Raw genomic sequence first — 14,683 nt, 5'->3', positions numbered from 1 at the left:
TTCATTTTATAAGTTAAAATGGAAATATGAGTTTGGTTCCTTTTATATCTATTGATATGAAAGGGACTTTTTTATTTTTTACGATTTATTTAGAAATAATCGCATATTTTTCTTCCGTCTATTTCTTTGATATCAATATCCATATCATAGATATCTTTAAGTACACAGCGATCGATTACATCACAGGTTCTTCCCTGTTTCACTATTTTGCCATCCTTTAAGGCAACAATATGATCAGAATAACAGGAAGCAAAATTGATGTCGTGAATAACTAATAAAATGGTTTTTCCCATCTCATTGACTAAATTGCGCAATGTCTTCATGATTTGGACAGAATGACGCATATCCAGATTATTCAATGGTTCATCTAATAAGATATACTCTGTATCCTGTGCAATAACCATAGCAATATGTGCACGTTGACGCTGCCCGCCACTTAGTTCATCCAAGTATCTATCCTGCATATCGCGAAGTTCCATATAATCAATAGCTTCATCAATTTTCGCTTCATCCACCTTTGTTAACTTCCCTTGGGAGTATGGAAAACGTCCAAATGATACAAGCTCACGAATCGTCAGCTTTAAATTCACTGCATTCGTTTGCTTAAGAATCGATATTTTCTTAGCCATTTCATTATTCTTCGTGTGCATAATATCTTGCCCGTCAATGGTAATTGCTCCGCCATCCTTGGAAATAAGTCGGCTGATCATGGATACAAGCGTACTTTTTCCCGCACCGTTGGGACCAATAAAAGAAGTAATTGTTCCTTTTTCGATTTCTAATGATACATCTTCTATAACCTTTTTTTGATTATAGGCTTTGAAAACACTTTTTAGCTTTACCATTTTCGATTCTCCTTTAACAACAGGTATATAAAGTATAATCCACCAATGAAATTAATGATAACACTGATCGTTGTACTGAAGGTAAACAGACGCTCTACTAAAAACTGTCCGCCGACAAGCGCAATGATACTAATAAGCACTGCTCCCCAGATAATATAAAAATGACGATAAGTCTTCATTAATTCATACGAAACATTCACCACAAGTAGTCCTAAAAAAGTAATTGGACCAATTAATGCAGTTGCTACTGAGATGAGAATAACGACGATAATAAGCAATCTTTTAACAACATAATGATAAGGAACACCCAGATTAATTGCTTCTTCTCTGCCCAGTGCCAAAACATCTAAGTATTTATAAAAACGCATAAAGTAAATAAATGTCAGTACGATAATCCCTATAGAGATATAAAGCAAATCTGTATTTACGTTGTTAATACTTGCAAACATTCGATCCTGAACGATCATAAATTCATTCGGATCAATTAAAACTTGCATAAAATCTGTAAAACTTCCAAAGAAGGTACCTAAAATCATTCCGACTAATAACAAGAAATAAATATTATTCTTTTCACCTTTAAATAAAAATTGATATAAAACTAAGGAAAAGAGAACCATGCACATAATCGAAATCAGGTAATTTACAGTTCCACCTAATAGCACCATCATATTCGAACCAAAGAAAAAGATAATAATTGTTTGGACCAACATGTACAATGAATCCAGGCCTAAAACACTCGGCGTCAAAATGCGGTTATTCGTAATGGTCATAAAGATTGTTGTTGCAAATGCAATAGCGCCTCCGGTTAAACATATGGCAAGTAATTTTAGTAAACGTCTAGGTAATATATAATCCAAGTTTCCCGTTAAGCCATACACCACATACAACACCATCAAAATAACTGCAACAGCAGCGAGAATCCACGTTTTCATTTTATAACCCATATTTTCTCCTCCTTAATAGAAGGAAAATAAATACGGCACTTCCAATAACACCAACAGTCAGGCTAATTGGAATCTCATACGGATAAATGACAATCCTTCCAATAATGTCACAAAACAGAACAAACACCGCACCGAGCAAGGCAGTATGCATCAATGTCCTCTTTAGATGGTCACCTTGATAAATGGCAACAATATTTGGAATGATTAGCCCTAAAAACGGAATCACACCAACTGTTAAGACGACCGAAGCAGTAACAAGTGCACTAATTACTAAGCCTATATTAACCACTTGCCTGTAATTCAGTCCAAGATTCTTTGCAAAGTCCTCACCCATTCCCGCGATTGTAAACTTATTTGCAAAAATGTAGGCAAGGATCAGGATAGGTATACTGATAAGCATTAACTCATAATTTCCAGTCATAATCATGGAGAAGTCTCCCTGCATCCAAGATGACATATTCTGTACTAAATCATTTTGGTATGCGATAAAGGTGGAAATCGAGCTAATGATATTACCAAACATCAGGCCAATTAATGGAATAAAGACGGCATCCTTAAATTTAACCTTTTCTAATATCTTCATAAATACAAATGTTCCCAGTAAAGCGAATACAAATGAGATACTCATTTGTTGCAGCGGGCTTGCTGCAGTAAATAGCATTAAGGATACAAGAATCCCCAGTCTTGCCGCATCCATTGTTCCAGCTGTTGTAGGTGAAACAAAACGGTTACGACTTAACTGCTGCATAATCAAACCGACAATACTCATGCTCGCTCCAGCTATAATAATACTGACCAGTCTAGGAAGACGACTAGTAAGCAAAACCTGCTGTTGCGTCTCTGAAAGGTTAAAAATATGTTTTGGTGACAAATCGGTTACTCCCAGAAAAATAGAAGCAAACGAAAAAACAATTAATAATGTAACCAGATGCCAAATCTTCATAACATGCAAAGCCTTTCCTGACAGAAAGTATTCAAACTTTCTTATCCCATATTTCATCCAAACTGAACCCAGATAATAATTATTATCAACTTCTAACTGTTCTAAATAAGAATGATATTCATTATCAATTAGATGACACTTCTAAGTATACCAAAATATCAGCCACCGTCAATAATAGATTACTATTAATCAGAAAAGAATAAAAAAAACTGCCGATAATGGCAGTTTTTTTTATAATCTATTCAATCTTTTGTCATATTTCATATACACCGTTGCGAATAAATACAGTCCCTTTGCGTATCAAAAAACTTGGGAAACTTTTCAAAAGGAACAGCTAATACGTGCTGCTGTTCCTTTTATTAATTACATTCGTCACCAGTACAATAGGATGTTTTATTCTCATTTGGATTAAGTGATTGCAAAATTGGCTTGGTTTGTTCTTCTTGCCTTACCTTTTCAAGGACTTGCTTAAAAGTTTCTTCCGGCTGTGCACCGGAAACAGCATATTTTTCATTAAAGACGAAAAAAGGCACACCTTGAACACCAAGTTGTTTTGCTATATCTATATCTTCATTGACTTTTTTCTGAAATTTACAGCTGTCCAATACCTTCTCTACATCATCTTTTGCCAATCCAACTTCTTCTGCTAATCGAACTAACGTATCTTGATCACTTAATAGCTCAGACTCTGTGAAGTAAGCTTGGAATAATCGCTCTATAAGCGCTTGCTCTTTTCCACTAACTGATGCTAACTTGGCGATTCGATGTGCATCAAATGTATTACTATATTTCATCGCATCAAAGCGGTAAATTAAACCTACTTCCTCCGCTTGAATAGCGACTTGTTTATTCATCTCATTCACTTGTTCTAAAGGAATACCCTTTAACTCTGAAAATGTTTCAGCGTAGTTTTTTCCGGCAATATGCTTCGCAGTTGGGTCGAGCTGGTAACTTTTATACTGCACTGTTACTTGATCGCGATGGGGAAATTTCTCCAAGGCATGCTCAAATCGGCGCTTTCCAATATAACAAAATGGACATACAAAATCAGACCATATCTCAACTTTCATACATGTTCACCTCATTTTCCTCACTTATTTTAGCATAGGGAAATGAAGGAACAAAGTAATCTGTTTAGTAATCTGTATAGCTTTTATTTGTAACTTCTTTCCTCTTCTATTGTGCCATCTGCCCGATAGACCGTTAACGATGTTCCTTTATTTTCAGCAATTTCCATGGCTCTCTTTACTGCTTCATCTTTTTTATCGAATACTTCACTTGCCTGTTTGGCCCCTGAAGATGCTACCGCCCAGCCTTCTTTATGTTTATAAACCTCTTGTCCTTCTTCCAGTCGCTCCGGATTATTTGTCCGTTCTTTGCCTTCTTTAGAACGCTGTGTTGGTTTTCCGCTATTCTCATATTTTCGTATCTCCTTTTCATCGGCATTATTATGCCATTCCTTTGCCTGCTCAATTGCGATCGGAATTGCCCGTCCTTCCTTATAACCTTCATCAACCATGGAATTAGCAATATCAATTGCCTTTTTACGTACGACTTTATCAAGGTTTTTCATGGAACTTGGATAATCACGCATCGTCCAAACCATTGTAAATACCTCCTTTTAAAAGCCTTTTCCCTATTTACTCTTCTTGAAACATCTTTTCGGTTTTAGAGCGGGCAGGAGGAGGATGGGACGGGGGGTGGAGCGCGTTCTGCCTGGATTGGAGCGCTTTGCCTTTTTTTCGAGCGGTTTGAGCTGGGCGTGGAGCGCTTTTTCCTTTTTTCGAGCGCTTTCTGCCTGGATTGGAGCGCATTTTTCTTTTTTGGAGCGCTTTCAGCTGGAGGTGGAGCGCTTTTTCTTTTTTTCGAGCGGGTCGGACTTAAGGTGGAGCGCTTTCTAACGTAAAAGACGTGGGAGCAGCTCCCACGTCTTTTTTATGCTTCTAAAAGTGATTTTCCATTAATGGATACTCGTTTTGTATTTTTCAATTCTTGAAGATTGACAGCCCCGATACCAAACATAGTCATTTTGAGTTCTAATTCTAATTGATCCATCGTTTGCACAACGGATTCTGCAGACTCTGTTGCCGCTTGGAGTAAATGTCTTGCATAACCGATAACATCTGCACCAATTGTTATCGCTTTGGCAGCATCTACTCCTGTTTTCATGCCGCCGCTTGCAACAAGGGGGGCATCAGGAAGCTGGCTCCGCACAGATACAAGACAATCTTTCGTTGGGTTTCCCCAATTATTAAATGCTTCTGCGGCAGCTTTCTTTAAAGGATCTTTCGAACGTAATTTTTCTACTTGGCTCCAAGAAGTTCCCCCAGCTCCAGCAACATCGATATAAGCTATTCCTGCATCATAAAGTCTTTTTGCAGCTTCTCCATCAATCCCGAATCCTACTTCTTTCACACCGACTGGCGCATCGACCTGCTTACACACCTGTTCAATTTTTGGCAGCAAATCTTTAAAATTCAAATCACCGCCATCTTGGACAGCTTCTTGAAGTGAATTTAAATGAAGGACAATAGAATCAGCCTCTGTTTTATCAATAATACGCTGACATTCCTCGGCTCCGTAGCCATAATTAAGTTGCACCGCACCAATATTTACGATTAATGGTACTGTCGGCGCCTGTTGACGGATAAGAAAGGAATCTTTATGCTGATCACTCTCTAGAAACGCCCTTGTTGAACCGATTGCTAGTGCCCATCCTTTTTGTTCTGCTGCTAAAGCTAAATTCTGGTTAATCGTTGTTGCCAGTTCTGAGCCGCCAGTCATGGAACTGACAAGAAACGGTGCTTTAAGCGCCTTATCCAAAAATGATGTTTCTAATGTAATATCTGCAAAGTCAATCTCTGGCAAAGCATTATGCAGAAAATGAATTCCTTCTAGCCCAGTAGATTTGTCCACACCTTCTACATTCCCCTCAAGGCAAAGACGAATATGTTCTGTTTTACGTTGGTTAATTCCTTTTTCCATGAATGTCCCTCGCTTATCTTAAAAATTATCATAGTATCATCATCCGTAGCTTCCTGCCTCAAAAACAGAGGAAAATGAAGTCTATTTTAACGGCTGATTTCCGAATCACGCAACTACACTTAGGAGGAAAAGAACAGAAGCTTCCACTAAATGAAGTTTCGTTTTATCTTACATCTAGTGTACTTGTTTCCTGCAATAAATGAAAGACAGATGAAGTTATTAGGGGAATCTTTCCTCATAAAATTCTGTACTGGCACATACAGCAGACAAACTCTTCTAAGGGACTATTTTACCAATATTTGTTCCGTTCAAATGCTCTTTAAAGCTGTAACACTCGCAAAATTGAATATTAATCACTTTTAATGTCGAAAAAAACAGGCGTTATTAATGAGAAAAAAGTCAGATTATATACGCTTTTTCTGTTATAATAAGACTACCTATTTTTGTTTTTAGGAGGAAATAATGAAAAGAGACGATGCAAAAGCTTTTGCTACGAAAGCTCATGAAGGACAAGTACGTAAAAATTCAAACGAGCCTTATATTACCCATCCTATTCGTGTTGCAGAACGTTTAGAAAAAGCAGGTTACTCTGATGATTTGATTAGTGCAGGCTACTTACATGACGTGGTAGAAGATACCAGTGTCAGCCTTAAAGATATTGAACAGCAATTTGGGAAGGAAGTTGCAGATCTTGTTGCCTCTCATACGGAGGATAAATCAAAGTCTTGGTGGGAGCGAAAAACAGCAACCGTTAATCATCTGCAAAATGCACCGAAAGAAGTGAAATATCTGATTATCGCGGATAAACTAGATAATCTTTTGGAATTGGAGAAAGAGCATAAAAAATTCGGTGATCGTATTTGGAAAAACTTCAATGCTGGCTATGACCAACAAAAATGGTACAACCAGTCCATTGCTGAAAAAATGTATTCCCACCTGTCACCCGATGAAATCCCTCCTTACTTTAAAGAATTTGAACAAGCTGTAAAACGTTTTTTCAAATAAGAAAAAACACCTTCCACCTCTAACTAACGTGTCCTTAACTTGGTTTCACTTTAGTTCTAACAAGAGAAGAAAGGTGTTTTTTGATTGCTTGTTCCGTTAAGCTAAAATATTATAGTGCGTTTCCCACCAATAATAAAAATTAACGCACATTCATTTCATTTGGGTGTGAGCCGCTTCGGATATTACGATCTAGAGCATCGATTGTTTTCATCTCATCTTCACTTAATTCAAAATCAAATACATCTAAATTTTCTTCAATCCGAGAAGGTGTTACTGATTTTGGAATGACAATTAAATCTGATTGCAAGTGCCAGCGAAGGATTACTTGGGCAATTGTTTTTCCTTTTTTCGCAGCTATCTGTTGAAGATCCTCATCTTCTAACACATCTCTGCCGTTCATAAGAGGGCTATAAGCTTCCACATGAATACCTTTTTCTTTACAAAATGCACGTAATTCTTTTTGCTGTAAGTACGGATGGCATTCTACTTGGTTTACAGCAGGAACGACTTCACATTCATCTAATAAACGTTCTAGATGCTCAATTTCAAAATTACATACGCCAATTGCTTTTGCTTTGCCGTCTTTATAGATTTGTTCCAATGCTTTATATGTGTCAATATACTGATCATAAGCAGGTGTTGGCCAGTGTACTAAATATAAATCCACATAATCTAGTCCAAGTCTTTCTAAGCTGGCGTCAAATGCCTTCAACGTTTCCTCGTAACCATGATCTGCGTTCCACACTTTTGTAGTAATAAATAATTCTTCACGGGAAACACCGCTATTGGCGATTGCTTCTCCAACGCCTTCTTCATTTCCGTAAACTTTTGCTGTATCAATGGAACGATAGCCAGACTTTAACGCATGTTCCACTGCAGGAGCAGCTTCTTTATTTTCTACTTTCCACACGCCAAACCCAAGCTGCGGCATTTCTAATCCATTATTTAATGTAACGTATTTCATCTTCTTACATTCCCTCCTATGAACCATCTTCCATTGTTTCTAGATGGCGTTATCATATAATTACTTCTAGTTAATTCAGTTTGATTCTACATGAAGAAATAGATAAAACAAAGAAAATTGCTTGTCTTTTAAAAAGATGCTTTTGCCGTGGAAATACAACAGAAACAACCGATCGATTAATTCCTTAAGTCCTTTTTATTTTCACTTAAAAAACAGTTTGCAGTATGATCATTTATCATGCCAATCGCCTGCATAAACGAGTAACAAATCACAGGACCTACGAAGGAAAAACCTCTCTTTTTCAAATCCTTGCTTATTTGTTTTGACAATTCCGTTTGAGCCGGGACATCTTCATGCTTTTCCCACTTATTCACAATTGGCTCTCTCCCGACAAACCCCCATACATAATGATCAAACGATCCGAATTCTTTTTGAATCTGCTTGAATGCTTTTGCATTCTTAATCACAGATTCAATTTTTCGTCTGTTTCGGATGATCCCTTCATCCTGCATTAAAGCTTTTATTTTCTCATCTGAATAGTCAGCGATAACATCGGGTTCAAAGTTATCAAAAGCCCGGCGATAATTTTCCCGCCGTTTTAAAATCGTAATCCAGCTCAATCCAGCCTGGGCTCCTTCCAATGTCAGCATTTCAAATAGATAACGATCATCACCGAATACAGGATTACCCCATTCTTTATCATGGTAAGCAATATAAACAGGTTCCTCGCTTACCCAGGCACAACGTTCTTTACTCATCCTCTTCACCAATAGCTACTTCATTCTTATCATAAGAAATCCAGTCGCTGAAGCTGCCAGGATATAGCTTCACATTCGTAAATCCAGCATTATCAAGCGCTAGAATATTCGGGCATGCGGAAACACCAGATCCACAGGAAACAATAATTTCTGCGTCCTTATCTAATTGGGAAAAATGCTCCCTTAACTGCTCCTCATTTTTCCAGGTACCATCTTCTTTTAAAACACCCTTCCAAAAATAGTTCACTGCTCCCGGAATATGACCTGCACGGGAATAAAGTGGTTCCTCATCACCTAAATACCTGGCAGGCGCCCTGGAATCAATAATCGTCGTTTTAGGAGATCTAAGCTTTTCCCTGACTTCTTCCATATCAACGTATCGATTTATCTTCTCGTTTCTCCGGAAGGTTTTTGGCTGAAGATTCGGAACTTCTGATGTAAGCTCTCCTCCCTTTTCTACCCAGCGATCTATGCCGCCATCTAAAATATAAATCTTTTCATGACCTAAGTAGTCAAGCAGCCACCAAAAACGCGGTGCATACATATCATTTCCCTGGTCATACACGACAACCGTCGTTTCGTTTGAAATGCCTAATTTCCCAAGCTTCCTTGCAAACAAATCCCAGTCAGGTAAAGGGTGATTTCCGCCATGCTTGCCTGCTTTGCCAGATAAATCTCTATTTAGGTCCATATAGACAGAACCAGGTATATGACCTTGTAAATAAGCCTTTCTTCCGGCATCAGCATCCATTAAATCAAATCGCACATCTACAATGACAATATTATTTTGCGCTAGGCGTCGTTTTAGTCTTTCCACGCTAATGATGTTTTTCAAAATCAAACCCTCCCATATTCTATTTTTTCTCGTGTTATCATTCTCTGTTTATTTTAACAGAAAAAATTTTTCTTAAGAAATGATAGAGTGAAAACATTATTTAGTGAGAGGTAATTCCATCCCCCATTAAAAATGGTATTCTATTCAGGAAAAAGCCTTTTTTCATCATACAAAGCTTTTTAGAGAAGTATTCTAATACGGATTTTTTCTGACTATGATAAAATATACAAAGAAGTGTGAAAATAGAATTGCAAAAACTTTTAGATTGGTATTTATGTTAATGCATTAAAATTTACTTAAAGGAGACATTTTTATGAAGGACCAATTAATTAGACGCTTAGAAACTTATGCAAAAATCGACACCCAATCGGATATGAACTCGACAGCAACGCCTTCAACACCAGGACAGTGGGATTTAATTAAGTTATTGGAAAAAGAATTAAAAGAAGTTGGGCTGGAAGAAGTGTCCTATGATGAAAACGGGTATTTAATGGCTACATTGCCTGCTAATACAGATAAAGATATTCCAACAATCGGCTTCTTAGCACATGTAGATACAGCTACAGACTTTACGGGAAAAGGTGTATCGCCAAAAGTCATCCAATATGAAGGTGGAGACATTGTATTGAATGAATCTCAAAACGTCATTCTGTCTCCAAATGACTTTCCAGAGCTTTCTAATTATAAAGGGCATCAATTGATGGTGACCGATGGAACAACGTTGCTTGGAGCTGATGATAAGGCTGGTATTGCCGAAATTATGACAGCAGTGGAATACTTGATAAATCATCCTGAGATAGAACATGGAAAAATCCGTGTTGCTTTTACGCCAGATGAAGAAATTGGACGCGGCCCGCATAAATTTGATGTAGAACGCTTTGACTGCGACTATGCGTACACAGTAGATGGCGGTCCTTTAGGGGAGTTGCAATATGAAAGCTTTAATGCTGCAGCTGCCAGCGTTATTTTTTATGGAAATAGTGTCCATCCAGGAACAGCTAAAAATAAAATGGTGAACGCAGGAAAAATGGCAGCACAATTTATTTGCAAATTTCCAGAAGAAGAATCTCCAGAGCACACGGAAGGTTATGAAGGCTTCTATCACCTTATTTCTGTAGAAGGGGATGTTGAAAAAACAACTGTATACTATATCATCCGTGACCATGACCGGGAAAAATTTGAAACTCGCAAAAATACGCTTAAACAGTATGCAGAAGAAATCAAGATCGTATATGGGGAAAAAGCAGTTCAGTTGGAAATGAAAGACCAATATTACAATATGGGCGAAAAAATTGAGCCCGTAAAACATATTGTTGATATTGCTGGACAAGCAATGAAAAACCTTGATATTGAACCTATTATTGAACCAGTTCGTGGCGGTACAGACGGTTCACAAATTTCATTTATGGGATTGCCAACGCCGAACCTATTTACTGGCGGGGAGAACTTCCATGGTAAATTTGAATATATTTCCATCAATAATATGGAAAAAGCAGCTAAAGTAATTGTTGAAATTAGCCGTTTATTTGCAGCTTCCAAATAATAAAAGGTTACTCATCCTATCAAACTTAAGCTGGATAAAATCAATGGACTGGTTTTATCCAGCTTTCCTTCATTTACATATTAGAAATAGAAAAATAGGTGAACGCATGCTCTCTAGAAAATTTCTACTTTCTGACTTTCATTCTACATTGAAATTACTTATACTAAAATAAAACTCCATCCCAAAGAAAAACGATTCTGGGCATAGGAGGTTAATTAATAAAGACACCATTTTAGTAAGGGGATATTATAATGAAACCACTTGGCTGGATTGCCTTTTCAACCATTTGTTTATTACTTGCCAGCTGTTCAGCTCAAGGAGATGTTAAAGAAAATGCAGATTCGGAAGCATCTAACCAGCATGTCTCACAAGCAGAATCTTCTCTTGGCGAAGAGGTTACTCCTCCCGATATGCATTTACAGAAATTCGATAAAGGGGAAAATGTGCAGTTTTTAAAGGCGTCCTTAAATCAAATAGGATATGATTTGGATCTATCTGACACGTTTGATGAAGAATTGACCTGGGCAATTACAGACTTTCAACTACAATCCGAAAACTTAATTGCTTCTGGGGTTTATGACGAAGCTACAAAAGAAGCATTATTCACCTTTTTCGAGGAAGATAAAAGTATTGAACCGGGAGAAGGTTTAGCTGCACCTCCTGATCAACCGGAAACAACCGATGCGGGAACAGAAATTGTCAGCAATCCATACGATGAACTGGCGCTTATCAATAAAAACTTTGCGCTTCCGGAAGATTATATCCCAGAAGATTTGATGGTGCCAGATGTACCTTTCCCTTTCACAGAAGATTTACCTAAAAAATACCTGCGTGAAAATGCGGCACATGCTTTGGAAGATTTATTCGCTGCTGCAGAGGAAGCAGGATTAGAAATGTACGCCCAATCCGGTTACCGTTCCTACGATCGACAAGTCGATGTATTCGCGGCTAATGCTTCCCAACATGGTGAAGACTACGCCAATAAATTTAGTGCTCGCCCAGGAGAGAGTGAGCATCAAACGGGACTAACGATGGATGTAACCAGTCCAGAAGTAAATTTAGATTTAGTAACCGAGTTTGCTGATACAGAAGAAGGAAAATGGCTTGCGGAAAATGCTCCTAATTATGGATTTATCATTCGTTTTCCTGAAGGCAAGGAAGATATTACAGGGTATCAGTATGAGCCGTGGCATATACGTTATGTTGGTGAAAAGGTAGCTAAATATATAACAAAAGAAAACATTACTTTAGAAGAATACGTAGCACAATTTGAATAAAGCTATCCATCGAAAAAACACACTAAAATCATTATGTATTCTAGTGTGTTTTTTTGTTTATATAAAGTATTTCAGTGTTCTGGATAAACCAATTTTTCTTATTAGAATCTCGCTAAAGCATCCTTCCCCCTCTTATATGGTAGAATTGATATAAAATATAATTACAGAAGGGTTGATCATATGACTAGCAAAGAACCAATTAAACTAACTGCTTTGTCTTCCAAAGGTGGATGCGGCTGCAAAATCGGACCGGCAGATTTACGCCAAGTATTACAGTCACTTTCCCCTGCGACGGAAAATCCGAATTTATTAGTTGGTTTAGATACCAGTGATGATGCAGGTGTTTATAAATTAAATGATGATACAGCTATTGTTCAGACGCTCGACTTCTTCACTCCAATTGTGGATGATCCGTATTCCTTTGGACAAATCGCTGCTGCGAATGCTATCAGCGATGTCTATGCAATGGGAGGAAAGCCAATAACAGCACTGAATATTGTCGCTTTTCCAATTGCAGATTTAGATAAACAAATTCTATCCAGCATTTTAGAAGGTGCAGACAGCAAGCTGAAAGAGGCTGGTGTAGCCTTAGTTGGCGGGCATTCTATTGATGATAAAGAGCCTAAATTTGGATTGGCTGTCACCGGAACAATCCATCCTGATAAAATCCGTACAAACAGTGGTGCAAAACCTGGTGATGTCCTTATCTTAACGAAACCAATCGGGGTAGGAATTTTAACGACTTCGATTAAAAGAGGTTTATTAAATAAAGAAGAAATTGACCGCGTAACAAAAGTAATGGCTACGTTAAATAAAACAGCTGCAGAAACAATGGATAACTATGAAATCCATGCATGCACAGATGTTACTGGGTTTGGCTTGCTTGGACATGCTTCAGAAATGGCAAAAGGAAGCAACGTGGAAGTCCGTATTTCTAACCAGCAAGTGCCTGTTTTACCAAGAGTGAAAGAACTTGCTGAAAACGGTGCGGTTCCCGGTGGTACCAAAAATAACTTTAATTATATTAAAGAGGATGTTACTTTCACAGAATCATTGGATCAATTAGATCAATGGATATTATGTGACGCGGTTACTTCGGGTGGTTTATTAGCTGCTGTAAAGGAAGAGGATGCAGAAAAATTACTTGCTGATCTCCAAAATAAAAATATTGAGGCAGCTATTATTGGCAACGTCATAGATGGGAATAATGGACATATAACCATTGAAGAATAATTGGTCTGTTAGGACGTGAGAATATGTTTCAGGATATAAAATTACATGATTTATTAAAGAAACAAAAAGAAGAATCCATCGCATTAGTTGATGTGCGTTCCCCTAAAGAATTTGCAGAGTTCCGTATTCCAGGAAGTATAAATATTCCAGTTTTTGATGATGACGAACGTGCTGAAGTAGGTACGATTTATAAGCAAGTCAGTCCTGAAGCTGCTAAAAAGAAAGGTTTAGAGATTTTTTCTGCCAAGCTCCCAGAGTTTATTGCTCAATTCCAAACACTAGGAAAAGAAAAGGTCGTTTACTGCTGGCGCGGCGGCATGCGCAGTAAAACCGCTGCAACAGTTGTAGACTTAATGGGTGAGCATGTTTCCAGATTAGATGGCGGAATCCGTTCCTATAGGCAATGGGTGGTAAAAAAATTAGATGAGCTGCATTCCACTCCAAAATTGTATGTGCTTAACGGCTATACAGGATCAGGCAAGACAATTTTATTACAAAGATTAAAACAAAAGGGCTATCCTGTAATTGATTTGGAAGGAATGGCGAATCACCGCGGGTCTATATTTGGGCAAATCGGCTTGGAGCCGCATAATCAAAAAACATTTGAATCTTTGTTGGTTCAAGAACTGGAACACTACAATCAATCACCATATCTTCTTTTAGAAGGAGAAAGCAAACGAGTTGGCAAGGTATCCTTACCTTTGTTTTTACATGAAGCAAAGGAAGCAGGTATGCAATTGTTTATTCATTTGCCTTTGGAGAAACGAATTGAAAATATCTTGCACGAGTACCATCCAGAGGAGCATCAAACGCAAATCATCGAAGCTTTTCAAAGAATACAAAAGCATATCCACACACCTGTCGCCAAACAAATCGCTGAGGATTTAGAACAAGGAAATTTCTCCTCCGCAGTAGAACTTCTGCTAGATTATTATTATGATCCAAGGTATGAACATACGCTCGAGCAATATCCAAGCGACAGACAGATTCATATCCACGCGGATGGTGTTGATGAGGCGTTGGAAGCCGTTATTAACTTTATTAATCAGGAAGAGAATATAAAAATCAAGATGTAACAAACTTAATCAAGCTCTTATTAAGGCGAGTAAATCACATAAAATCAAACTTTTACGTTTATTTTATGTGGTTTATTTTTTTCGTGTGTGGATTTAGTTTGAATTTGGAGCGGGGGCGGAGCGAGGTGGAGCGAGTTTACCTTTTTCTGGATTAAGTCCATATAATTGTGTAAAAAGGGGAAATAAAAAAAGAGCCATATTAATTCCTTATGATACAATGTTTTCAACGACGATAAACAAAGTAGGAGGAATTAATAATGACTCAATTACAGTTT

The 14,683-nt window shown here is 37.7% G+C and carries 14 protein-coding genes; 5 read left to right on the top strand and 9 right to left on the bottom strand.

Annotated features, from left to right (window positions below; translation table 11 throughout):
* Positions 1–89 precede the first annotated feature (89 nt).
* From KI343_RS15485 to fni, 6 genes are all read right to left on the bottom strand, one after another.
* Positions 90–845 (bottom strand): iron ABC transporter ATP-binding protein, encoded by a 756-nt coding sequence (locus KI343_RS15485; protein ID WP_212927331.1) that lies wholly within the window; start codon positions 843–845, stop codon positions 90–92.
* On the bottom strand, positions 839–1,789 hold the full coding sequence (locus KI343_RS15480; RefSeq protein ID WP_212927330.1) for an iron chelate uptake ABC transporter family permease subunit: 951 nt from the start codon (positions 1,787–1,789) through the stop codon (positions 839–841). Before KI343_RS15480 ends, KI343_RS15485 begins: the two co-directional genes overlap by 7 nt.
* Positions 1,779–2,732 (bottom strand): ABC transporter permease, encoded by a 954-nt coding sequence (locus KI343_RS15475; protein ID WP_212927329.1) that lies wholly within the window; start codon positions 2,730–2,732, stop codon positions 1,779–1,781. Before KI343_RS15475 ends, KI343_RS15480 begins: the two co-directional genes overlap by 11 nt.
* Positions 2,733–3,091: 359 nt before the next feature.
* Positions 3,092–3,802, bottom strand: coding sequence for a DsbA family oxidoreductase (locus tag KI343_RS15470; protein WP_212927328.1), 711 nt, complete (start codon positions 3,800–3,802; stop codon positions 3,092–3,094).
* Between the two features lie 83 nt (positions 3,803–3,885).
* Positions 3,886–4,338: a DUF2188 domain-containing protein gene (locus KI343_RS15465; RefSeq protein ID WP_212927327.1), complete on the bottom strand. Its 453-nt coding sequence runs from the start codon at positions 4,336–4,338 to the stop codon at positions 3,886–3,888.
* 329 nt (positions 4,339–4,667) lie between these two features.
* Positions 4,668–5,717 carry a type 2 isopentenyl-diphosphate Delta-isomerase gene (gene fni, locus KI343_RS15460; RefSeq protein ID WP_212927326.1) on the bottom strand — a complete coding sequence of 350 codons (1,050 nt, stop codon included), beginning with the start codon at positions 5,715–5,717 and terminating at the stop codon, positions 4,668–4,670.
* A gap of 462 nt (positions 5,718–6,179) precedes the next feature.
* Between fni and KI343_RS15455 the strand changes: the two genes are divergently transcribed.
* Positions 6,180–6,722, top strand: a complete 543-nt coding sequence (locus KI343_RS15455; protein WP_212927325.1) for an HD domain-containing protein — start codon at positions 6,180–6,182, stop codon at positions 6,720–6,722.
* Positions 6,723–6,861: 139 nt separating this feature from the next.
* Here the strand turns inward: KI343_RS15455 and KI343_RS15450 are convergent, their stop codons facing one another.
* The 3 genes from KI343_RS15450 to KI343_RS15440 all read right to left on the bottom strand — a co-directional run bounded on the left by KI343_RS15450 (position 6,862) and on the right by KI343_RS15440 (position 9,279).
* Positions 6,862–7,686 (bottom strand): aldo/keto reductase, encoded by an 825-nt coding sequence (locus KI343_RS15450; RefSeq protein WP_212927324.1) that lies wholly within the window; start codon positions 7,684–7,686, stop codon positions 6,862–6,864.
* A 176-nt stretch (positions 7,687–7,862) separates the two neighbouring features.
* Complete coding sequence (locus KI343_RS15445; RefSeq protein WP_212927323.1) at positions 7,863–8,444, bottom strand: DNA-3-methyladenine glycosylase I; 582 nt, start codon at positions 8,442–8,444, stop codon at positions 7,863–7,865.
* Positions 8,437–9,279 (bottom strand): sulfurtransferase, encoded by an 843-nt coding sequence (locus tag KI343_RS15440; protein ID WP_212927322.1) that lies wholly within the window; start codon positions 9,277–9,279, stop codon positions 8,437–8,439. The genes KI343_RS15445 and KI343_RS15440 overlap by 8 nt, the downstream gene beginning before the upstream one ends.
* Positions 9,280–9,592: 313 nt before the next feature.
* Between KI343_RS15440 and pepT the strand changes: the two genes are divergently transcribed.
* The 4 genes from pepT to mnmH all read left to right on the top strand — a co-directional run bounded on the left by pepT (position 9,593) and on the right by mnmH (position 14,408).
* A complete protein-coding gene (gene pepT / locus KI343_RS15435) occupies positions 9,593–10,822 on the top strand; it encodes a peptidase T (RefSeq protein WP_212927321.1) in 1,230 nt (409 codons plus the stop codon).
* Between the two features lie 251 nt (positions 10,823–11,073).
* Positions 11,074–12,099, top strand: coding sequence for a D-alanyl-D-alanine carboxypeptidase family protein (locus KI343_RS15430; protein WP_212927320.1), 1,026 nt, complete (start codon positions 11,074–11,076; stop codon positions 12,097–12,099).
* A gap of 180 nt (positions 12,100–12,279) precedes the next feature.
* Positions 12,280–13,332, top strand: a complete 1,053-nt coding sequence (gene selD / locus KI343_RS15425) for a selenide, water dikinase SelD (RefSeq protein WP_212927319.1) — start codon at positions 12,280–12,282, stop codon at positions 13,330–13,332.
* Positions 13,333–13,355: 23 nt separating this feature from the next.
* Entirely contained in the window at positions 13,356–14,408 is a 1,053-nt protein-coding gene (mnmH, locus tag KI343_RS15420; protein WP_212927318.1) for a tRNA 2-selenouridine(34) synthase MnmH, read from the top strand.
* Positions 14,409–14,683 lie beyond the last annotated feature (275 nt).

It is taken from the genome of Oceanobacillus sp. J11TS1, assembly GCF_018333215.1.
GTDB lineage: Bacteria > Bacillota > Bacilli > Bacillales > Amphibacillaceae > Oceanobacillus.
Note: the sequence above shows the minus strand (reverse complement) of the source record. Positions and strands in the feature narration are given on the sequence as shown.